Genomic DNA, 25437 nt, shown 5'->3' on the forward strand with positions numbered 1-25437 from the left:
AGGGAATAGGGAACAGGGAATAGGGAATAGGGAACAGGGAATAGGGAATAGGGAACAGGGAATAGGGAATAGGGAACAGGGAATAGGGAATAGGGCTTCTAACCCTTTAGTGGATCGAGGGAAGGAACAAGTAACAATTTCCACATCTAACCAAAAATCTTCACTGTTGCCCGTTGCCTGTTCCCTGTTCCCTTTAAAACAAGCTTTAATTGTGGCTCAAGTTTCAGAATCTCCCATATCTCAGGTTAGTTTAAAGCATCACGATTGGCTGATTTTTGCGGATCGAGGAGGTGTAGCTGAACATTTAGCCGCACAACTGAAAGCGCAGGGAGACATCTGTACCTTAGTCTTTCCGGGAGAAAAATATCAGAAAATTGCACCAGCCACATTTGTAATCAATTGCGATCGCCCAGAGGATTTTCTGCAACTCATCAGTAGTCAGCCACAAGATATTTACGGTATCATCCAATGTTGGAGTCTCGATCAACCTGAAGCAGTAGCTTTTGAAAAGGGATGCAAAACGACTTTATTCTTAGTGCAAGCGTTAGGCAAAGCTGGATTAGCACAGTCCAGATTGTGGCTTGTAACTTGCGGAGCGCAACCTGTACCCACAGGTGATTCTGAAGACTATCCAGAAGTTTTGGCAGTCGGTCAATCTTCTGTGTGGGGGATGGGGAAAGTCGTCGCCCTAGAGCATCCAGAATTAAAGTGTGTGTGTATCGATCTCGACCCCAAAGCACCCTCACAAGTCCAAGCACAAGCATTACAGGCGGAAATTTGCTCGGAAGATATCGAAGATCGAGTAGCATTTCGGCGGGGATTACGTTACGTTGCCAGACTGGGGCGATATCAGGAGGCAGGAGGCAGGAGGCAGATCGCGCAGCGTGTCGTAGACAAGGCAGAAGGCAGGAGTCAGGAGTTACAGAAATTAATCCAAAATTTCCGACTGACAATGCAGGAGCGAGGAATCCTCGAAAACTTACAGTGGGAACCAATAAATCGCCGTCCTCCAAAATCAGGAGAGGTAGAAATTTGCGTACAAGCCGCAGGTTTAAATTTTTTGGATGTCATTGCTGCGTTAGGATTGCTCCCTGAGCAAGTAGATGGTGTGTCTCAACAGCATTTACTAGAAACAACAGGTTTTGGTGGGGAGTGCGCGGGCGAAATTGTTGCTATTGGCGATCGCGTTACCGGCTTGGCGATTGGAGATCCAGTAATAGCGATCGCTCATGGTAGTTTCAGCCGCTTTGTTACGGTTGATGCAGCTTATGTGGTTGCCAAACCAAAGAACCTCAGCTTTGAAGCTGCTGCTGCCATTCCGGTTAATTTTTTGACTGCCTACTATGCGTTCCATCATGCCGGCAAAATTTGTACAGGCGATCGCATTCTCATCCACGCCGCCGCCGGAGGTACTGGGATGGCTGCCGTGCAAATTGCTCAACAATTAGGAGCAGAAGTATTTGCCACAGCCAGTCCTCCCAAATGGCAAGCTCTCAGAAATATGGGCGTGCGGCACATTATGAACTCCCGTACCAGCGAGTTTGTAGAGACAGTGCAGCAAATCACCCAAGGGCAGGGCGTTAATTTGGTGCTTAATTCCCTTACTTCTGGTGATGCCATTGCCCATAGCCTAGCGGTAATTCATCCCCAGGGTCAATTTTTGGAAATTGGCAAACGGGTAGTTTGGGACTCTCAGCAGGTGGCACAAGTCAGACCTGATGTGGCTTACAAAGTTATCGATCTGGTACGTGTTTCTCAGGAGCAACCAGAATTAATCCAATCCATACTGCGGGAATTAGTCGAGCAATTTGAAAGCGGATTACTCCAACCTCCCCCACTCAGAATATTTCCGATTCAGGAAGTGGTGAATGCTTTTCGTTATATGCAGCAAGCCAAGCATATTGGCAAGATTGTCATCAGTTTGTCCTCGGAAGTTTTAGAGGTAAAAAATTTAGCATTTACAGATAAACTTCATGGTGATAGCACTTACTTAATTACTGGGGGATTAGGAGGTTTAGGATTACTCATAGCCCGTTGGCTAGTAGAGCAGGGAGCTAAAAACCTAGTATTAGTAGGGCGTAAGGGGGTTCGGGATGTGAATCAGACCCAGATGAAGGCGCTGGAACAAGCAGGCGCTAAAGTTGTTATCGCTCAAGTTGATGTGTCTGATATGACAGCGATGCAGCAATTGTTCTCAGAAATTCAACAGTCACTTCCCCCGTTACGGGGTGTGATTCATTCCGCAGGTGTGTTGGCGGATGGGGTGCTGCAACAGCTTTCTTGGGAACGGTTTGAATCGGTAATGGCTCCTAAAGTGCAAGGGGCATGGAATTTGCATCAGTTGATTGAGCATCAACCGTTGGACTTTTTCGTATTATTTTCTTCTGCTGCCGCTTTACTGGGTTCTCCAGGTCAAAGTAACCACGCAGCCGCCAATGCTTTTTTAGATGCCTTAGCTGCTTACCGTCGGGCAAATGCACTGCCTGGATTGAGTATTAACTGGGGCGTGGTGGCAGAAGTTGGCTCTGCTGCCCAACGGCAGGTAGATGAAAGGGCGCAGCAGCGAGGAATTGGCACGATCGCCCCGCAAAAAGTTTTAGCAGTGTTGGAACAACTCTTACTGAATAGCTCCCGTGCCACGGTTGGGGTAGTGCCGATACACTGGCAAAAATTTTTAGAGCAGTCGGCTAATTCGCCGTTTTTTGCAGATTGGCGAGAAACATCTGAATTGCGGCCGCATCTTACCTCTGCATTTCGTCAACAGTTAGCAGTAGCAGATCCTAGCGATCGCCGAGAATTATTAGTTGCCCATGTCTGGCAACAGGTAGCTCAGGTACTAGGTTTACCATCATCCGCACAGATAGGCTTAGAGCAAGGTTTTGTGGAGTTGGGAATTGATTCTCTCACTGCTGTGGAATTACGAAATCGCTTGCAAACTAGCTTAGAGTGCGCGATCGCCTCAACTGTAATGTTTGATTATCCCACGGTGGGAGCATTAGTTGATTATCTCATGGGGGAAGTTTTGGGATTAGAAGCTGCTGATATTGTTCTTGACGAAGAACTCGAAGAGACTACAATGGAGCGGTCGCTTTTGGCTAGAACCCAAGAGCTTTCGGAGGCGCAATTAGAAGAGTTCATCAACCAAAAGCTAGATCGGCTGATTCAGGAGAATGCCAATGGCTAAGATTTCATCCCACAACATTGAAAATCTAACTCCCCTGCAACGGTCTTTTTTGGTGATTGAACAGTTGCAAGGCAAGCTTGATGCGCTAGCAGCCTCTCAAAAGGAGCCGATCGCTATTATCGGCATGGGTTGCCGCTTTCCGGGTGGTGCCGATACTCCTGAGCTATTCTGGCAGTTATTACGCCAAGGTATCGATGCGATCGCCGAAGTTCCGCCCGATCGCTGGGATGTGGCAGCTTACTACGACCCCAACCCAGAAGCACCGGGAAAAATGTCTACGCGCTACGGTGGCTTTATCGAAGATTTAAAGGCATTTGATGCCCAATTCTTCGGTATTTCCCCTCGTGAAGCCCTCACCCTTGATCCTCAGCAACGGTTACTGTTGGAAGTCAGTTGGGAAGCTCTGGAAAATGCCGGATTAAATCCTCAACAGCTTGTTAAGACTCAAACAGGTGTATTTGTAGGCATTTCTACGAATGACAATTACCAACGCTTATTGAGCCAAGATGTTACCGAGATAGATAGCTATCTAGCTACAGGCAATGCCCACAGTGTAGCCGCCGGCAGAATATCTTACCTTTTAGGCTTGACTGGTCAGAGCCTTGCTGTCGATACAGCCTGTTCTTCCTCGTTAGTAGCGACTCATTTAGCTTGCCAAAGTCTGCGCCAGCGAGAGAGCAATTTAGCGATCGTTGGCGGCGTCAATCGCTTGATTTCGCCAGAATTTACCATCAACCTTTCTCAAGCGCGGATGCTCTCAGGCGATGGCCGCTGCAAGACCTTTGATGCCCGTGCTAATGGCTTTGTCCGCAGTGAGGGGTGCGGCGTAATTATCCTCAAGCGGCTCTCGGATGCAGTGACAGATGGTGACAATATTTTGGCAGTGATTCGGGCTTCAGCAATCAACCAAGATGGTCATACTAGCGGATTAACTGTTCCCAACGGACCTTCTCAGCAAGCGGTTATCCGTCAGGCACTAAACAACGCTGGAATCAAACCAGACCAGATCGGCTACATCGAAGCACACGGAACCGGAACTTCTCTTGGCGATCCGATTGAAGTAACAGCGCTAGGAGCAGTTTTTGGCGTTAGTCACTCTCAGCAACACCCCTTGATAGTTGGCTCAGTTAAAACTAATATCGGTCATCTGGAAGCCGCCGCCGGGATTGCTGGACTGATTAAGTCGGTTCTACAACTGCAACATGAAGAAATTGCTCCGCACCTACATCTCAAACAACCCAATCCTTATATTAACTGGTCAGAATTGCCGATTTATGTACCAACTCAACTCATACCCTGGTCGAAGGGGAATCAGCCCCGTTTGGCAGGAGTTAGTTCTTTTGGATTCAGTGGCACTAATGCTCATGTAATTGTCGAAGAAGCACCATTAAAGGAGCAGGGGAGCAGGGGAGTAGAGGATCAGAGGAGTAATTCTGAGTGTCCCTATCATCTTCTGACTTTATCCGCTAAAAGTGAGTTAGCACTCCGGCAGCTTGTTTCTCGTTATCATGATCGCATTACCAACCATTTTGATGATGATTTAGGCGACCTCTGTTTTACAGCTAATACCGGGCGATCGCACTTTGATTATCGGCTGGCAATTGTGACTAGCGACCTGACTGACTTGGGTGAAAAATTGCTACGCCTGGATGCAGAGCAATTTACTCTGGCAGCAGGAGTGCCGAAAGTGGCTTTTTTGTTTGCAGGTCAGGGGTCAGAATATGTAAACATGGGACGGCAGCTTTACGAAACCCAGCCAAAGTTTCGAGAAGTTTTACAGCAATGCGACACTCTCCTGCAACCTCGTTTACATAAATCACTGTTATCTGTAATCTATCCAGAGGTAGAAGAAGAGTCACTTTTGGATCGAACAGTCTACGAACAACCAGCGATTTTTGCCTTGGGATATGCGATCGCTCAAGTGTGGCAATCTTGGGGCATCAAACCCGATGTAGTGATGGGTAACCGTGTTGGTGAGTATGTTGCCGCTTGTGTAGCTGGGGTTTTTTCCCTAGAAGATGGTCTCAAGTTAGTTGCAACTCAGGGACGGCTGATGCAACAGTTAGCGTCCGGCGGCGTGGCAGAATTCGAGCAAGTTGCTCGCCAAGTCAGTTACGCCCAACCGCGCGTGAAGTTCATCTCTAGTATCACAGGAGCGATGTCTACGACGGGCTACGCCTACGCCACATCTAAAGTCACGACACCTGAATATTGGTGTCGCCACATTCTCTCACCTGTGAACTTTGCCGCCGGTATGGCAACTTTAGCTCAACAAGGTTATGAAGTATTTCTAGAATGCAGTCCCAAGCCTGTGCTGTTAGGCATAGGACGTGAGTGTTTCCCACTAGAGCAGGGGACTTGGCTGCCATCCTTGGGTAATGGGCAAGAAGATTGGCAACAAATGCTCTCCAGTTTGGGCGAATTGTATATACGTGGAGCAAAAGTTGATTGGTATGGATTAGAGTGCAACCACCGCCGCCGCAAAGTTCTGCTACCCAACTATCCCTTCCAACGCCAAAACTATTGGATTGAAACCAAACCCACCAAGGCAGAGGGCAGAGGGGCAGAGGGGCAGAGGGGCAGAGGAGCAAGGGAGCAGAGGAGTGGAGGGGCAGAAGGAAGTTCTGACTTTTTCCATCCCTTGCTAGGTCGAAAATTGCAGGTGGCAAGAATTCAAGAAATTGTCTTTGAATCTTGCTTAAGTTCTGAAAACCCAAGTTATTTAGGAGATCATCGAGTTTTTGGGCAGATGATATTGCCAGGTGCCGTTTATCTAGAAATGGCGATCGCTGCTGGTGCTGCTGTTTTTCAATCTGATTGTGTAGTACTAGAAAATGTGGCGATCGAACAACCCCTGATTTTCTCCTCTGGAGAAAATCAAACCCTGCAATTGATTTTGACTCCCAACGCCGGACAAAGTTACCATTTTGAAATTTGCAGTCTGAATCGATCGCCAGCAGCACAGGAATCTTTATGGATTGTTCATGCTACGGGCACTGTCTTGCCCGGTGAAGCTGCATTCCCGACTGTTGACTTGGCAACTTGGTCAAATCGAGTCGAATCAGCCTTAGAGGTCGTTGAAAGCGAGAATTTTTACCAGCGTTCTCAACAGCAAGGAATGGAATATGGCTCTTATTTTCAAGCCTTAAAGCAAGGGTGGGTGGAAGCAGAACAGGGTTATGCTCAACTGCAATTACCAGCAAATCTGGAAACTGAGGGCTATCAAATTCATCCAGTTCTGCTCGATGCCAGTTTCCAATGGGGGAGTGCGGCTTTCACACAGGCACTCTTAGCAGATGATGAAACATCTCTGTATTTGCCTGTGGGTATTGAGCGTCTGTACTTTTACAGACGATCTGGGCATCAACTTTGGGTACAAGCTAAAAAAAGATCCGCTAGCCAAAGTGCAATCGGCTACGCTGCGCCAGAAGCGATCGCCACCGATCTCCAGTTAGTCGATTCGAGTGGGGCGGTGGTGGTTCAAGTTGAGGGACTTTCTATGCGCCGAACAACACCCCAATCACTACAACGTATGCTGAAAGAAGATTTCAGCGATTGGCTCTATGAAGTTTGCTGGCAAGCTAAAGTCCTACCTAAAAATCTCATACCTGAAAGAGTGGAGGGTTATTGGTTGATCTTTGCAGATGGCTCTGGACTAGGAGAGCAACTGGCGCAACAGTTAGCCCAACAGGGAAAGGATTATGCGATCGCCATACCTGGAGAAACCTATCAACAACTTGATGACAAACACTACCAAATCAATCCTTTAAAACCGACTGATTTTCATAGCCTGTTGCTAACACTCCCCAAACCGCTACAAGGGGTGATTCATCTATGGTCTTTGATCGGAGATCCGGTTGAGGAAGTCGATCTGGATGGGTTGAGGCGATCGCAAGAACTGAGTTGTGCCAGTGTGTTACATCTGGTTCAATCCTTAACGGAAAATCATCAATCTGACTCTATTCAACTTTGGTTAGTTACCAAGGGATCTCAGGTAGTCGAACCATTCAAGGAAATAGGGAATGGGGAGCAGGGAATTGTTAAAGTTCAAGTTCAGCAAGCACCATTATGGGGATTGGGACGAGTAATTGCCTTGGAGTATCCCGATCTACCTTGCTATCGGCTCGACCTCGATCTAATGGCAACAAGTGCAGCAGATGCAACGGCGATCGCCCAAGAAATCTTTGACTCCGATGGAGAAGACCAAATTGCCCAACGCCAAGGTCAGCGTTATGTAGCGCGGTTAGTTCGTCATCGCACGGTTGAAAAATCAGAGCAAGTAACAATTCGAGCAGAAGGGAGTTACCTAATTACAGGCGGATTGGGAGCCTTGGGTTTACAAGCTGCTCATTGGTTAGTGGGGCGAGGAGTACGTCATTTAGTCCTCATCAGCCGTCAGTCACCAACGCCAACTGTAAGAAATGCGTTCAGCTACGCTGCGTCCGAGGCGATCGCCAAGCTGGAGCAAGCTGGAGCAAAGGTAATGGTTGAACAAGCAGATGTTTCTAGCCGGGAGGAAATGACCAGGATATTTACCAAGATACAGGCACAATTACCACCTTTGCGCGGGGTAATCCACGCCGCCGGAGTTTTGGATGATGGCATTCTACAACAGCAAAGTTGGGAAAGCTTTGTGAAAGTTATGACTCCGAAAGTTCAGGGAGCATGGCTGTTGCATGAACTCACTCAAGATATGTCCCTAGACTGGTTTGTTTGTTTCTCATCAATGGTTGCCTGGATGGGAGCAGCCGGACAGGGGAATTATGCTGCTGCTAATGTCTTTCTAGATGCCTTGACTCAATACCGTCAGGCACTTGGTCTGCCCGGACTGAGTGTGCAGTGGGGACCCTGGTCTGAGTATTACAGCCGAATTACCCCCCTTAATCCCCCCAATAAACGGGGGGAAAAAGAAAAATCTAGTTCCTTCACGCCACTTGCTTCAAGTCGGCAGAGCCGCCCAACGCAGTGGCTCCCCTTAACAAGGGGAGGGTTAGGGTGGGGTAATTCAAGGACTGGTAATGATTCGATAACTTCTGTATACAGGGTAGGATCTGAGCCAGGGGGAATGACAAGCCGTTTGAGTCAGCAACTCCAACAACGGTTTGTGGAGTCAGGATTTAGTTTCATCTCCCAACCAGAAGGGTTACAGATATTAGAACAGTTAATGGCTGGAGCGATGGCTCAGGTGGGAGTGATGCCAATTAATTGGCCGCGATTTTTTCAACAAAATTCCGCAGCGACAACATCACCATTTCTAGAAGTGTTTCAGCAACAGTTTGGACAGCAAACTGGGGAGCATTCGCCATTTCTCAAACAGTGGGAAGCAACACCCGTACCTGAGAGGCGAGCTTTGTTAATGAGTTACGTGCGATCGCTCTTAGCTAGAGTCTTGGGCATCAGCGACCCCCAACAAATCAAACCCCAGCAACCTTTGTTCGATTTAGGAATCGACTCGTTGATGGTACTCGATTTAAGAAATCAGCTACAGATGAGTCTTGGTAAGACCCTGCGCTCAACACTGTTGTTTGACTATCCGACATTAGATGCAATGGTGGCATACCTGGAACGGGAAATGTTAGAACAGTCCTTTCAAGGGAACAGGGAAGAGGGAACAGGGAACAGAGTAAGTGTTGGACAGGGTAACAGTCCCCTTCCAATACAATCGTCCCAAGATGAATTAGCAGACTTATCGGAAGACGAAGTTTTTGCATTACTGGCCAGTGAGTTAGAGAGGTAAAGCAAGTGGTTTCATCATCAGATGAGCGATCGCGGATAGCCAAAGAAGCACTAGTCAAGCTGCGGGAGACAAAAGCAAAACTCACAGAGCTAGAACAAGCTCAGACTGAGCCGTTAGTGATCGTCGGTATGAGTTGTCGGCTTCCTGGTGGTGCCAACTCACCGGAGGAGTTTTGGCAACACCTCAGAGCAGGAGCCGATCTGGTTTCAGAAGTACCTCTAAGTCGCTGGGATATTCAAGCCTTCTACGATCCCAACCCTGGCACACCAGGCAAAATTTACACCCGCCAGGGCGCATTTCTCAATCTACCCATCGATCGCTTTGATGCTCAATTCTTCGGCATTTCCCCAAGAGAAGCCAATTTTTTAGATCCTCAACAAAGGCTACTGCTAGAAGTTTGCTGGGAAAGTTTAGAGTCCGCTGGCGTACCTTCTAAATCGCTGCTAGGAAGCAAAACGGGTGTTTTTGTCGGGCTGATGAACCTAGAGTACCCCACCATCGCTTTTCCCAACTACGAAACTATCAATGCCCACTCAGCCTCCGGCTCGGCTCCTAGCACTGCTGCGGGACGAATCGCCTTTACCTTTGGTTTCCAAGGCCCAACTCTAACTGTAGACACCGCTTGCTCCTCATCACTGGTAGCGGTTCATTTAGCTTGCCAAAGTTTGCGGCTTGGGGAATCCGACTTGGCGCTGGCTTGTGGCATTAACTTGATGCTAGTTCCAGAAAGTTACATTGCTGAATGTCAGGCGCATACACTTTCTCCCGACGGGCGTTGCAAGACCTTTGATGCCGCAGCCGATGGTTACGGACGTGGAGAAGGATGTGGTGTAGTGGTTCTGAAACGCCTCTCGGATGCAAAACGGGATGGGGATAATATCTTAGCGCTGATTCGAGGCAGTGCCGTCAATCAAGATGGTCGCAGTGGTGGTTTGACAGTGCCTAACGGGCCTGCCCAAGAACAAGTAATTCGTCAAGCGCTGAACAATGGCAAGATCGATCCGGCTCAGATTAGCTATATCGAAGCTCATGGTACGGGAACATCTCTGGGAGACCCCATCGAAATTACTGCTTTGGATGGGGTGTTTGGGAAAAATCACACCCTAGAAACACCCTTGATTGTTGGTTCTGCGAAGACGAATATCGGACATACAGAATCAACTGCGGGTATTGCGGGATTAATTAAGTTAGTTCTGCAACTGCAACATGAAGAAATTGCCCCCCATTTACATTTAAAACAACCTAATCCCCACATTAACTGGTCAGAATTGCCGATTCATGTACCAACCCAACTCATGCCCTGGTCGAAGGGGAATCAGCCCCGTTTGGCAGGAGTTAGTTCTTTTGGATTCAGTGGCACTAATGCTCATGTAATTGTCGAAGAAGCACCATTAAAGGAGCAGGGGAGCAGGGGAGCAGGGCAGCAGGGGAGGAGTGACAATGGTATTTCCCCTCTGCCCCTCTGTCCCCTTGCCTCTTCTGAGCGCCCCTACCATCTCCTGACTTTATCGGCTAAAAGTCAGCAGGGGCTAGTCGATCTCGGTCAGTCTTATCAAACCTACTTGGAAAGTCATCCAGAGGTATTGCTTGAAGATATTTGTTTTAGTGCCAATACAGGGCGCGATCGCTTTGACTACTGCCTTGGATTTGTTGCTGCTACAACCACCGAGCTGATTCAAAAGCTAAAAAATTGGCAAAACACCAGCAAAACTAATTCTGACAATTCACCAAAAATTGCTTTTCTGTTTACAGGTCAAGGTTCACAGTATACGGGCATGGGTCGGCAGCTATATACAACCGAACCTACGTTCAAAAATTGCCTTGATCGCTGCGATGAAATCTTGCGTTCTCAACTAGAAATCCCTTTGCTAGAGGTACTTCATCCAGAAATCGGCGAAGATTTACTTTTACACCAAACAGCTTATACCCAACCTGCGTTATTTGCCCTAGAATACGCACTGTATCAACTGTGGCAATCTTGGGGAATTACACCGACTGTACTACTCGGTAACAGTGTCGGTGAGTATGTAGCAGCCGTCTGTGCAGGAGTCTTTAGCCTAGAAGATGGACTCAAACTGATTGCCGCACGGGGTCGGCTAATACAGCAGTTACCGACTCAAGGCATGATGGTATCGTTACTGATGCCAGTCGCACAAGTCAGAGAAATAATTGCCCCCTATTCAGAACAAGTATCAATTGCAGCTATTAATAGTCCTCACAGTACAGTTATTTCCGGTCAAGAAACCGCAGTTAAAACTATTGTTAGTCAATTAGAAAAACAGGGAGTTAAGAGCAAACAATTACAAGTTTCCCATGCCTTTCATTCACCATTAATGAAACCGATGGTGATGCAATTTGAAGAAGTCGCTCGGCAAATTACTTATCATTCACCACAGTTAAAATTTATCTCTAACATCACAGGCGCAATTGCCACTGAAGAAGTAATGACACCGGAATATTGGTGTCGCCACATTCTTGCACCTGTGAACTTTGCTGCCAGTATGCAGACATTACACCAGCAAGGCTATGAAGTGTTTGTCGAATGCGGCCCTCAACCGATTTTATTAGGTATGGGTCGCCAATGCTTATCTGATGAACGCTTTACATGGTTGCCATCCTTGCGAGTCGGACAAGAAGATTGGCAGCAAATCCTGCAAAGTTTGGCAGATTTATATGTGCGTGGAGTAGCGATCGCTTGGACTGGATTTTATCAAAATCTTCATTATCGTAAAGTAGTTTTGCCCACTTATCCTTTCCAGAGAAAACGCTACTGGGCGGAACTTACACAAGCAAACAAACACAAACCTACTTCTGAGCAACAAACCCAGGTCATAGCAATGCTGGAAGCAGGGCAAACTGAGCAATTGTCCCAACTTTTAAGCAGAACCGATCGCCAATTAAATGCTGCTCAAGTTGAAATTTTAGAGCGGCTGATTCAAGAACATCAACAGCAACAAGCGATCGCTTCAATTCAGGATTGTCTGTATGAAGTGCAATGGCAACCCAATCCTAACCCTGCTCCTCAAAATTCTACACCTGGTCATTGGCTAATCCTAGCCAACTCAGGGACTTTAGCTTCTACCCTAGCTCAAGTTTTAGAGCAACAAGGACAAACCTGTTCTCTAGTAACTTCAGGAAAGGCAGAGGGAGATGAGGGAGATGGGGGAGTATTTTCTACCTTGTCCACCTCATCCCTAAGGGGAATTATCTACCTGTGGAGTTTGGATTTACCTGCGACGGAAACGCTAACTACAGCTACTTTGACAGGTAGCGTAAATACCAATTGCGGGCAACTACTGGATGTCATGCAAACTATGGTATCCCAGCCTGGGAGTAGCACCGCTAAACTTTGGGTAATCACAGAGAACGCGATCGCTCTAGGTGAAGATTTACCAGCCATTTCTCAAGCACCTGTGTGGGGTCAAAGTCGAGCGTTTGGGCTGGAGTATCCCCAACATTGGGGCGGGTTAATAGATTTGGATCGACAAGCAAATGTTGAGGAACAAGCTCAGGCGATCGCAATGGAGTTATTGGGAACTTCAGGAGAGGAACACATAGCTTATCGTTCAGGAACCCGGTATGTTGCTCGACTTGTTAAAAGCTACCCAGAAACTACCCATAAATTCTCTATTAAGAGCGATCGCTCTTATCTAATTAGCGGCGGATTAGGAGGCTTAGGATTAAGTGTCGCTCAGTGGCTAGTGGAGCAAGGCGCTCGACACTTGATTTTACTCAGTCGCAGTGGCATTAATACCAAGGAAAAACAAGAAGCTGTTAAGCAACTCCAGGCAGCAGGAGTAGAAATTATTACGCCTATAGCTGATGTGAGTGACGGTGAAAGTCTGCGAAATGCCATGTCAGAGCTACTAAGAAAACTACCTCTGATCAGTGGAATTATCCATGCAGCAGGTAGCGACGGTGGTATGTATCGGATTGCCGAGCTAGAGCATTCAATACTACAGCAAACGCTAGAACCCAAAGTAGCTGGTACTTGGAATTTACACCAAATTAGTCAGGACTGGGAATTAGACTTTTTTATCAACTTCTCTTCAATCGCTGCTGTGTGGGGATCGGCAAACCAATCTCACTACGCTGCTGCTAATGAATTTCAAAATCTATTTGCAGCTTACCGCCAGTCTCAAGGATTACCAGGCTTAACTGTGAATTGGTCTGCTGTTATCGGCGCAGGCATGATAAATCAACCTGGGGCTGAAGCCTTAACCCAAAGATTGCAGAAGATCGGCGTAGGGAGTTTGAATTTGACCCAGGTTAAAGCTGCGCTGGGGTTACTGTTGAATTCCCAGAATCGCCAATTTGTCGTCGCGCCCGTAGATTGGCAACGCTTTGGGGCAATTTATGCAGTAGGTCGAACTCGGCGATTGCTGGAGCAACTTGCACCGCAAACTCAACTTGAGCAAGCAATCGAGACAGCACAATCAACTCCACTACGCGAACAACTCGCATCAGTTCCAGCCGCAGAAGGTCTGGAAATATTACGCCGCACCTTGCAGAAAGAAGTGGCGCGGGTATTGGGCTTGCCGACAGAGGAATTACCAGCGCTTGAGGAAGGATTTTTTGAGTTGGGAATGGATTCGCTGATGGCAGTGGAATTACGCGATCGCCTCAACCAGCTTTTGGGGGTTAATTTACCCAGCACCTTAAGTTTTGACTTTCCCAACATTGAACGGTTGACTCACTATCTTGCCACAGATTTATTGGCATTGGCTGAAGCAACTACCAAGGGAATAAAAGGGAACAGGGAACAGAGAATAGGGAACAGGGCAGATGTTGAACAGAAACCCTTACTGTTCCCCGTTGCCCGTTCCCTATTCCCTCAAGCGCAGGTTGGTGATATTTATGAACCCATAGCGATAGTTGGTATGAGTTGCCGCTTCCCTGGGAATGCTACAGATCCCGAAAGCTTCTGGCAATTGCTGGCATCGGGAACTAATACTAGAGCAGAAATTCCCCAAAATCGCTGGAACGTTGAAACTTATTATGACCCGACTCCAGACATACCAGGCAAAATTTACACTCGCTACGGCAACTTTATCAACAGTATAGATCGCTTCGACCCTGCCTTTTTTGGTATTTCTCCCCGCGAAGCTGTAGCGATCGATCCACAACACCGATTGTTGCTGGAAGTCAGTTGGGAAGCTCTAGAACAAGCTGCGATCGCTCCTGAGCGGCTGGCTGGTGCGTCTGTAGGAGTCTTTATCGGTAACGACGGACACGACTACGAGCAGTTAATTGCCCAACATTTGCAGCAAAACCCTGATAGTCCTGTTTGCACTTTCGCGGGAACTGGTAATGCTTTTTCGAGTGCGGCTGGTCGCCTTGCCTACACCTTCGGTTTTACAGGGCCAACCCTGGCTATTGATACCGCCTGCTCATCATCGTTAGTCGCTATTCACCAAGCTTGTAACAGTTTACACTTACGCGAATGTCAAATGGCGATCGCTGGCGGTGTAAAACTCCATCTCACTCCTGCCTCTTACATCTGGGCTTCCAGTGCGCGGATGATTTCTAGTGATGGTTTGTGTAAAACTTTTGATGCCTCAGCCGATGGCTATGCCCGTGGTGAAGGCTGCGGTATGGTAGTCCTGAAACGCCTCAGTAAAGCTCAACGCGATGGGGACAGGATTCTAGCTCTAATTCGGGGCAGTGCTGTCAACCACGATGGTTCCAGCAGTGGTTTAACTGTCCCTAATGGGCAGGCTCAACAGCAACTTATTTCTCAAGCACTTGCTTCGGCGCAACTCCAGCCTCATCAAATTAGCTACCTAGAGGCTCATGGAACTGGCACATCTTTAGGAGATCCAATCGAACTCAATGCCGCCGCCGCAGTTCTAGGACACGAACGCACTCCAGAATCTCCGTTATTTGTTGGCTCAGTTAAGACAAATATCGGTCACTTAGAAGCAGCAGCAGGGGTTTCAGGGCTGATTAAAGTTGTTTTGGCAATGCAAAATCAAGCCATTCCACCCCACTTGCATCTACAGCACCCTAATCCCAAAATTGATTGGGAAAATTTGCCTATCCAAATACCGACTACGTTAACTCCCTGGGTTTCGTGCGATCGCCGCAGGGCTGGAATAAGTTCTTTTGGGTTTACCGGAACTAATGCCCATCTGGTGCTTGAAGAAGCACCACCGTTACTGGATGCAGTAGAGATGAAAGGGGAACGCCCTCTGCACCTGCTGAACTTATCTGCCAAAAATGCAGCAGCACTGAAGCAATTAGCGCTCAATTACTGCGAATACTTGCGCTTAGATGGCATATTGCAGCCACTTGCTGACATCTGTTTCACTGCTCACACAGGACGTTTACATTTTAGCGATCGCTTGAGTGTAGTAGGAGCAACAGTCACCGAGATGGCAACAAAACTTACTGCTTTCTGTCGCCATGAAGAGTTACCTGGACTCAGTAGCGGGATAATTGGGAATGAACCTCCGAAAATCGCCTTCCTATTCACAGGACAAGGTTCTCAGTATGTGGGGATGGGGCAACAACTCTATCAAACCCAACCAACTTTTAGAAAAGCAATTCAGCAATGCGATGAAATTCTGCGTTCGGAACTAGAAATTCCTTTATTAGAAATACTTTATTCTCAAACAGATTCACCTTTAAACCAAACAGCTTATACCCAACCCGCCTTATTTGCCCTAGAATACGCTCTGTCTCAACTTTGGCAGTCTTGGGGAATTACACCTAGTGCCGCGATCGGTCACAGCGTCGGCGAGTATGTAGCGGCTTGTGTAGCTGGAGTCTTTAGCCTTGAAGATGGACTAAAACTGATTGCTGCCAGGTGTCGCCTCATGCAGCAGTTGCCGACTGAAGGCATGATGGTATCTTTACTCGCCCCAGTTGCACAAGTCACAGAAGCAATTTCTCCGTATTTAGAACAAGTATCAATTGCTGCTATTAATAGTCCTCAAAGTACAGTAATTTCCGGTCAAATAGCCGCAGTGCTAGCCATTGTTAACGAACTGGAAAAACTAGGAATCAAAAGCAAGCAACTACAAGTTTCTCATGCCTTTCACTCACCACTGATGAAACCAATGGTGGGGCAATTTGAGCAAGTTGCTCGTCAGATTACTTATCATTCGCCGCAGCTAAAATTTATCTCTAATATTACAGGCACATTTGCCACTTCTGAGGTGACAACACCTGAATATTGGTGTCACCATATTCTTGCACCTGTAAATTTTGCTGCCAGTATGCAGATATTACACCAGCAGGGCTATAAAGTATTTCTCGAATGTGGTTCGCAACCGATTTTATTAGGTATGGGTCGCCAATGCGTATCTGATGAAGGCTCTACATGGTTGCCATCGTTGCGAATTGGACAAGAAGATTGGCAACAAATTCTGCAAAGTTTAGGAAAATTGTATGTTTTGGGAGCAAAGGTAAATTGGGTGGGATTTGAGAGCGACTACCGCCGTCGCAAGGTGAAATTGCCTACTTATCCTTTTCAAAGACAGAGGTACTGGGTAGAAACTCCATCTCAGCCCACAACGAAGCCAAGCTACAACCGACATCCCTTACTTGGTGAAAGATTACAACTAGCCAGTCGTACCAAAGAGATTTTCTTTGAATCTATTATTAGTGCATCATCTCCAGCTTACCTAGCTGACCACCGGATATTTGAGCAAGTAATTTTTCCAGGTGCAGCTTATTTAGAAATGGCGATCGCAGCAGCAGCTAATATTTTTCAATCTGACTGCATTGTGTTAGAAAACGTAGCGATCGCTCAACCTTTAATTTTAGAAACACACCAGGAAAAGATTGTCCAAGTAATCTTGAGTCCTTTAGAAAATCAGGGTTATGGCTTCGAGATTTGCAGCCGTGACTCTAAGAGAGAAAATAGTGAGAACCCTTGGACTGTCCATACTACAGGTACAGTTTTAGCAAACGAGACAAACACAATCCCCGCAGAATTAGATTTAGAGACTTGGACAAATCAGGAGTCAATCGAAGTTAAGGCATTTTACCAGCAGTTACAACAGCAGGGCATTGATTATGGTTCTAGTTTCCAGGGATTGCAAAAGTTACAGCGAGGACAGAATCAAGCTTTGGGGCAGATTCAACTTCCTGCAAATTTGCATCAAGATTGTAATTATTGGCTCCATCCAGCGTTGTTAGATGCAGTGATGCAGGTTGTGGGTGGTCTTGTGGAAATAGATCGAGTTCGCACCTACGTTCCCGTTGGTGTTGAACGTTTGATAGTGTATCGCCGTCCCAGCTTAGAAATATGGGCAGTTGCTTCTTTGCAAGAGCAGTCAAATTTTGCGCTCAAAGCTCAGGTTACATTGTTTGATAGCGAACGCCAAGTTGTAGCATTGCTGGATGGTTTGCGATTCCAAGCAGTCACATCTCAAGCACTTCTAAATCAAGGTAAAGACTCTCTACAGAATTGCCTTTATGAGGTGGAATGGCGATCGCAGTCCCGGTTTGGTTTCTTAGAACCTCCCCACTTTATTCCATCCCCAGAGGCGATCGTTAACCAACTCCAACCGCACCTAGAGCGATTAATTACTGGCGATGACATCCAGATTTACACCACCCTCCTGCCCCAACTTGAGCAGTTAAGTTTAGAGCATATTATCCAAGCATTAAGTCAACTGGGTTGGTCTTTCTCAGTCGGGGATAAATTCTCCCTCTTAGTTGCTGCTCAACGTTTGGGTGTCGTACCCCAACACCACCAACTCTTACAACACCTGTTACAGATTCTCACGGCAGAGCAAATTTTGACAGCAACTTTAGGTCAGTGGCAAGTGCGCCAGCCTCTACCTGCTGCTGACCCAGATATTTATCTCCAAAGTTTGCAACCATACACTACTCTTATTCAAGGTGAACTAACCTTGGTGCAGCGCTGTGGAGAGAACCTGTGTGCAGTCTTGCGTGGTGCTGTCGAGCCAACCCAGGTGGTTTTTCCCACGGCAGATATTGATTCAGCTACTCAACTTTACCAAGACTCCCCCGCCGCGCAAATTTACAACACCCTAGTGCAACAGGTTGTGAAAATAGCAATAGCTGATGCACCCCCCCAACGGGGAATTCGGATTTTAGAAATTGGTGCAGGTACGGGAGGAACGACCAGCTATTTATTGCCAGAACTACAGGCTAGTCAAACGCGTTATTGTTTTACTGATATTGGTCAACTGTTCCTCAGTAAAGCCCAAAACCAATTTGAAAATTATAAATTTGTCGATTACAAAACTCTTGATATTGAGCAAGAACCAACAGCCCAAGGTTTTGATGCCCATGAATACGATGTGGTGATAGCAGCCAACGTTTTACACGCCACTCAGGATATCAACCAAACCCTACAGCACGTCAAACAGTTACTAGCTCCGGGAGGGTTGCTCGTTTTGCTAGAAGGAACCGATCGCCAACGTTGGATAGATTTGATTTTCGGTTTGTTACCAGGCTGGTGGCGTTTCCAAGACCGAGAATTACGACCCGATTACCCTTTACTAAATGTTTGCCAATGGCAACAAGTCCTACAAACTAATGGGTTGAGTCCTGTTGCTGTGCTACCGCCACCAGCTACAGGAGCAAAACAGTCAGTAATTATCGCCCAAAATGTTGAGCAACCTGTAGAGAAACCAATAGTTAAAGAGCGGGGTTGGCTGATTCTCGCAGATCGGCAGGGAGTCGGCAGCCAACTCGCCGAACATCTGCAAACTCAAGGCGAAACTTGCACTCTGGTATTGATTAAAGAAGGAACGGGGAACAGGGAACAAGGAACAGAGAGGAACAACCAGTTTCCTGTTGCCAGCCAAACAATAATCAAGCAACCTTTGGCAACTGAACAGCCGTTACAAATAGAACAGTCTGCTTTCCCCCAAGAATACGAGCAGTTAATCAAAGAGATTGCCGCCCAAACGCCAGGATTGCATGGCATTATTCATTGTTGGACACTTGATAGTCCTGAAGCTTCAGCGATTAATGCCCAAAATCTGGAAGCGATCGCTCACTTAGGATGTGGTACAGTCTTATCCCTTGTACAAGCAGCGATCGCCGCTAACCTTTTCCCACAACCCCGACTATGGATAGTAACTCGTGGTACGCAACCCGCCGAGCGCTCAGAACTAAACCTATCTGGAGTGGGGCAGTCATCTTTATGGGGTATGGGCAAAGCGATCGCTCTAGAGCATCCAGAATTACGGTGTACGCGCATAGATTTAGATCCCAGCGAGAGTATTGAGTCACAAGCCGCTAGTCTTTGGGCTGAAGTGTGGGCGCAAGATCAGGAAGACCAAATTGCTTTGCGGCGCAATGCTCGGTATGTTCCTCGCTTAATTGCCAGTTCTCAGATTTTGGCACAGCAACCATCATTGTCCATTCCATCCAGTCCTTTTCAACTGACAATGGCGAGTCGAGGTTCTTTAGATAACCTGATCTTGGCATCGACAACTCGGCGCTATCCCAATCCAGGGGAAGTAGAAATTCAACTTAAAGCAACTGGACTAAACTTTCTGGATGTCATCGCTGCCCTAGATTTGATTCCAGAACAAGTGGATGGTGTTTCTCAGTCACATCTCAAACAAATGGTGAGTTTTGGCGGCGAATGTGCTGGGACGATCGCTGCTTTAGGAGCAGGAGTTGAGGGATTTGCGATTGGCGACGCGGTAATTGCCGTAGTTGAGGGTGCATTTAGTCAATATGTCACCGTCAAGGCTACCCAAGTCATTGCCAAACCCCAACGCCTGAGCTTTGCCGAAGCTGCCTCGATTCCCAGCAACTTTTTAACTGCTTACTATGCCCTGAAGCATTTAGCAGAGGAGCAGGGGAGCAGGGGAGCAGGGGAGCAGGGTATTGCCCACAAGGGGCAAGGCTTTGAGCCTTATCTTTTTGGTAAACGCGTTTTAATTCATGCTGCTGCTGGCGGAACTGGGATCGCCGCAGTCCAAATTGCCCAAAAAGCTGGAGCAGAAGTTTTTGCTACCGCCAGTCCCTCCAAGTGGAAAACCCTGGCAGGAATGGGTGTGCGACATATTATGAATTCTCGTACAACCGAATTTGGCGATCGGGTGCTGCAACTAACCCAAGGACAAGGGGTAGATATTGTTCTCAACTCGTTAACTTCTGGTGATTTTGTTGCCAAGAGTCTCTCTGTTGTAAGAGTTGGTGGACACTTCATCGAAATTGCCAAGCGTGGGGTGTGGACAAGTGCCCAAGTTGCTGCCGTCCGTCCAGATATTATTTATACAACTTTCGACTTGGTACGTACTGCTCAAGAGCAACCAGACCTAATACATTCATTGCTGACAGAAATAGCAGAAAAGTTTGCTAGTGGTTATTTTCAACCTTCACCATTAACAGTATTCCCCATTCAGCAGACTGTACAAGCTTTTCGTTACATGCAACAAGCCAAGCATATTGGCAAAATTGTTGTTACTCAGGAGGATGAGTCAGCAAGGGAACTCCAAAAAATAAATTATCCCAATTTCTGGACTCAACAAGCCTGTTCCTCTCCCCTGCTCCCTGCCCCCTGCTCCCCTGCCCTATCATTTTCTGGCGACGGCACTTATTTGATTACAGGTGGCTTGGGTGGGTTGGGATTATTAGTTGCCCAATGGTTGGTGGACAAAGGCGGCAAACATCTAGTATTAGTCAGTCGTCGCCCAGCTAATGAAGCGGCGCAAAAACAAATTAACGCGATCGCACAAGCTGGCGTTGAGGTAACAGTCATCCAAGCTGATGTTGCCGATTATGAAGCCATGAGCCGTGTATTTAGTCATATCCGCCAATCTTTGCCAACCTTAAGGGGGATTATTCACTCAGCGGGAATGCTCGACGATGCCACATTACAACACCAGAGTTGGGAAAAATTTTCTCGTGTGATGGCTCCCAAGGTGCAAGGAGCCTGGAATTTGCATCAATTAACTCTCACAGATGCAATAGATTTCTTTATTTTGTTTTCCTCGGTTTCTTCATTACTCGGTGTTCCTGGACAAGCCAATCATGCCGCCGCGAATGCGTTCCTAGATGGATTTGCCCACTATCGGCGATCGCTCGGTTTACCTGCTCAAAGTCTGCACTTGGGAACAGTGTCCCAAATCGGAGAAGCGGCAGAACAAGGGGCTGACGTGCGTGGCCAACAGCTAGGAATAAAACCGATTCAACCGCAACAGGTATTACTAGCCCTAGAACAATTGCTGAAGCAACCAGAAGCCGCAGAAGTCGGGTTAGTTGCCATAGACTGGTCTAATAAACAGGGCTTGTCCCATTGGTTAAACTACCGTTTCTTAGCAGATTGGCAGGAGAAAACCGACTCTTCATCTGTCAAAATCGAGTCGGAATTTCTGCAACAATGGCGGACAGCATTGCCTAGCGATCGACGACGGTTGTTGTTAAACCACGTACAACAGCAAGTAGCCCATGTATTAGGTATGGCTTCAGCAAAAACCATTAATGAACGATCAGGCTTTTTTGACTTGGGAATGGACTCACTGACTGCTGTGGAGTTAAGAAACCGATTACAAGGGAGTTTGGGATATTCACTGCCAGCAACAGCGATTATGGACTATCCTACAATCGAGACTCTGGTTAATTACTTAGTGCAGCAAACTTCGGCTTCGCTCAGTGACCATCTATTACCTGATGACCAGTCAGCTTCACTGGAAACAACGGAAATAACTCAAACCAGCCATACTGATTTAGCCGATTTGTCTCAAGAAGAGTTGGCAGCATTACTGGCTGATGAACTATATGGAGGTGGAGTTAATGAGTCAGAGTAATCCTCAACCGGACTATGCCAAACTTCTCAAAGACGCTTTGCTCGAAATTAGGGAGCAGAAGGCAAAGCTGAACGCCCTCTTGGGTGCCAAGACTGAACCGATCGCGATTATCGGTATGGGTTGCCGCTTTCCAGGTGGCGCAAACGATCCGGAAATGTTCTGGCAACTACTCCACCAGGGTAAAGATGCGATCGCCGAAGTTCCTCGCGATCGGTGGGATATCAACGCCTACTATCACCCCGATCCCGATGCGCCAGCGAAGATGAATACACGCTATGGGGGTTTTGTCAATAACCCGCAAGAATTTGACCCCCATTTCTTTGGCATCTCTGCCCGCGAAGCTATATCCCTCGATCCGCAACAGCGCCTTCTGTTGGAGGTTACTTGGGAAACCCTAGAAGCAGCCGCAGTTACCCCTGAAGCTTTGGCGAAAGTTTTAACAGGTGTTTTCATTGGGATTTGTAGCAATGACTATACCCAGAATCTCTTTAACCAAGGAGAGGAGCGGATTGATGCCTACCTAGCAACTGGCAACTCTCACAGTATTGCCTCTGGGCGATTGTCTTACCTGCTAGGATTAACTGGCCCCTGCCTATCTGTAGATACAGCCTGTTCTTCTTCCTTAGTAGCTGTGCATTTGGCTTGTACAAGTCTACGTAACCAAGAGTGTGATGTGGCGATCGCTGGCGGAGTCCAACGACTCTTATCCCCAGTATTCAATATCAACTTTACAAAAGCGCGAATGCTGTCTGCCGATGGACGCTGCAAAACCTTCGATGCTAGTGCTGATGGCTTTGTCCGCTCTGAAGGTTGCGGCGTTATTCTGCTCAAACGTTTATCTGATGCGATCGCTGCTGGAGATCGGATTCTCGCCTTAATTCGCGGTTCCGCTATCAATCAGGACGGGCATACTAGTGGGCTGACAGTTCCTAATGGCCCTTCCCAACAAGCTGTAATTCGTCGCGCCCTAGCAGCAAGCGGTGTCGAGCCTGCCCAAGTCAGCTATATTGAAGCTCACGGCACAGGCACATCTTTGGGCGATCCCATTGAGATTGGGGCGCTAGGAGCAGTATTTAGCAGCAGTCATTCACCCGATCGCCCTTTAATCGTTGGTTCTGTAAAAACTAATATCGGACATCTAGAAGGAGCAGCCGGAATTGCTGGACTAATAAAAGTCGTGCTACAGCTTCAGCATGACAGCATCGCTCCCCACTTACACCTCAAGCGACCTAATCCCTACATTGACTGGAGCAAACTAGCGATCGCCATACCGACGGATAGCATGGCTTGGGTTCGAGGAGAAAAGCCCCGACTGGCAGGGGTTAGCTCATTTGGCTTTAGCGGTACAAATGCCCATGTCATCCTGGAAGAAGCACCATTAAAGGAGCAGGCGAGCAGGCGAGCAGGCGAGCAGGCGAGCAGGCGAGCAGAGGAGCAGGGGAGGAGTGACAATGGTATTTCCCCTCTGCCCCTCCGCCCCTCCGCTCCTCTGCCCCTCCGCCCCTCTACCCCCCATCCCCTCTGCCCCCTTGCCTCTTCTGAGCGTCCCCTCCATCTTTTTAGCCTGTCAGCGAAGAGTGAAACGGCTTTATTGCAGTTGGCTTTAGCATATCGAACTTACCTGGAAACTGCGCCAGAATTAGAGTTAGCTGATGTTTGTTTTAGTGCGAATACTGGGCGATCGCACTTTGAATATCGAATGGCGATCGTTGCAGGTTCAACAAAGGAGCTAGTCGAACAGCTAGCTATGACGATTAGTTCTGGTAGGGTATACGAGCCAGAAATTACCTTCCTATTCACAGGACAAGGTTCACAGTATGTGGGGATGGGGCAACAACTGTATCAAACTCAACCAACGTTTAGAAAAGCACTTCAGGAATGCGATGAAATTCTACGTTCGGAACTAGAAATCTCTTTATTAGAAATACTTTATCCTCAAACAGATTCACATTTAAACCAAACAGCTTACACCCAACCCGCTTTATTTGCCCTAGAATACGCCCTTTATCAACTGTGGCGATCGTGGGGAATTACATCTAGTGCAGTCATAGGTCATAGTGTGGGTGAGTATGTAGCCGCTTGTATAGCTGGAGTGTTTCCCCTAGAAGATGGACTGAAACTAATTGCTGCCAGGGGGCGGTTGATGCAGCATTTAGCGACTGAGGGCATGATGGTATCGTTATTTATGCCAGTCGCACAAGTCAGAGAAATAATTGCCCCATATTCAGAACAAGTATCAATTGCAGCTATTAATAGTCCTCAAAGTACAGTCATTTCCGGTCAAACAGCCACAGTGCAAGCTATTGTTAACGAACTAGAAAAACTGGGAGTCAAGAGCAAGAAACTACAAGTTTCTCATGCCTTTCACTCACCACTGATGAAACCAATGGTGGCGCAATTCGAGTCAGTCGCACGCCAGATTACCTATCATTCGCCTCACCTGAAGTTAATTTCTAACATTACAGGAGCAATTGCCACCTCAGAAGTCACAACACCGGAATACTGGAGTCGCCATATTCTCTCCCCGGTCAACTTTGCAGCCAGTATGCAGACATTACACCAACAAGGTTATGAGGTGTTTCTCGAATGTAGTCCCCAACCGATTTTATTGGGTATGGGTCGTCAGTGTTTACCCGATAATAGCGGTGTCTGGTTGCCATCCTTGCGAATGGGACAAGAAGATTGGCAGCAAATGCTCTCCAGTTTAGGACAATTGTACGTTTTGGGAGCAAAAGTAAATTGGGTGGGATTTGAGAGCGACTACCGCCGTCGCAAGGTGAAATTACCGACTTATCCTTTTCAAAGACAACAGTACTGGGTAGAAACTCCGCCTCAGCGCACAACAAAGCCAAGCCATAGTTTACATCCTTTACTTGGTGAGAGATTACAGTTAGCTGGTCGCAGCAAAGAGATTTTTTTTGAATCTATAATTAGTGCATCATCTCCGGCTTATCTAGCTGACCATCAGATCTTTGAGCAGGTAATTGTGCCAGGTGCAGCCTATCTAGAGATGGCGATCGCGGCGGGAGCTAATATTTTCCAATCTGACTGCATCGTGTTGGAAAACGTGGCAATGGAGCAGCCTCTAATTTTAGCAGCCCAGCCCGAAAAGATTATGCAGGTAGTTTTGCATCCTTTAGAAAGTCAGGGTTATCGGTTCGAGATTTGCAGTCGCGATCCTAAGAGAGAAAATGCTGAGAACCCCTGGACTGTCCATGCTACAGGTACAGTCTTACCAGGTGAAATCGGGTCTGTACCAAAAACAATTGATTTGACGAATTGGCTATCTCATAATATAGAGATTGATCCTCAAGCTTTTTATCAGCGATCGCAAGAGCAAGGTATTTCATTCGGTGTCTGTTTCCATTCCCTACAGCAGCTAGGTTGCAAAGCCGGACAAAGTTATGCCCAAATCGAACTGCCAAAAGAGACGGGTATGAATGCTACACAAGGATACCAAATCCATCCTATTCTGCTGGATGCCGGACTTCAGTTGGCTGGTGCGGCTACACTCCAAGAAGGCGATCACTCTTTCCCATACCTGCCAATTGGCATTGAGCGGCTGCAAGTTTATCGACGAGCTAACCGTCAGTTATGGGGACAAGCCCAAGCTAGAAATGCGATCGCTTTTGAAGGGAACAGGGAACAGGGAACAGGGAACAGGGAACAGGAAACAGGGAACAGGGAACAGGGAACAGGGAACAGGGAACAGGGAACAGGGAACAGGGAACAGGGAACAGGGAACAGGGAACAGGGAACAGGGAACA

At 47.4% G+C, this 25437-nt stretch carries 4 protein-coding genes; all 4 read left to right on the forward strand.

Going from position 1 to position 25437, the window contains the following annotated elements:
• The first annotated feature begins 109 nt into the window (after window positions 1-109).
• Complete coding sequence (locus V7K67_RS22310) at window positions 110-3184, forward strand: SDR family NAD(P)-dependent oxidoreductase (protein WP_335168466.1); 3075 nt, start codon at window positions 110-112, stop codon at window positions 3182-3184.
• Window positions 3177-8921 carry a type I polyketide synthase gene (locus tag V7K67_RS22315; protein WP_335168468.1) on the forward strand — a complete coding sequence of 1915 codons (5745 nt, stop codon included), beginning with the start codon at window positions 3177-3179 and terminating at the stop codon, window positions 8919-8921. Before V7K67_RS22310 ends, V7K67_RS22315 begins: the two co-directional genes overlap by 8 nt.
• 5 nt (window positions 8922-8926) lie before the next feature.
• Window positions 8927-21670, forward strand: coding sequence for an SDR family NAD(P)-dependent oxidoreductase (locus V7K67_RS22320; protein ID WP_335168470.1), 12744 nt, complete (start codon window positions 8927-8929; stop codon window positions 21668-21670).
• Window positions 21657-25437 (forward strand): beta-ketoacyl synthase N-terminal-like domain-containing protein (locus tag V7K67_RS22325; protein ID WP_335168472.1); only part of this gene is annotated, 3781 nt, incomplete at its 3' end. The genes V7K67_RS22320 and V7K67_RS22325, both read left to right, overlap by 14 nt.

The organism is Nostoc sp. (genome assembly GCF_036917155.1).
Lineage (GTDB): Bacteria > Cyanobacteriota > Cyanobacteriia > Cyanobacteriales > Nostocaceae > Nostoc.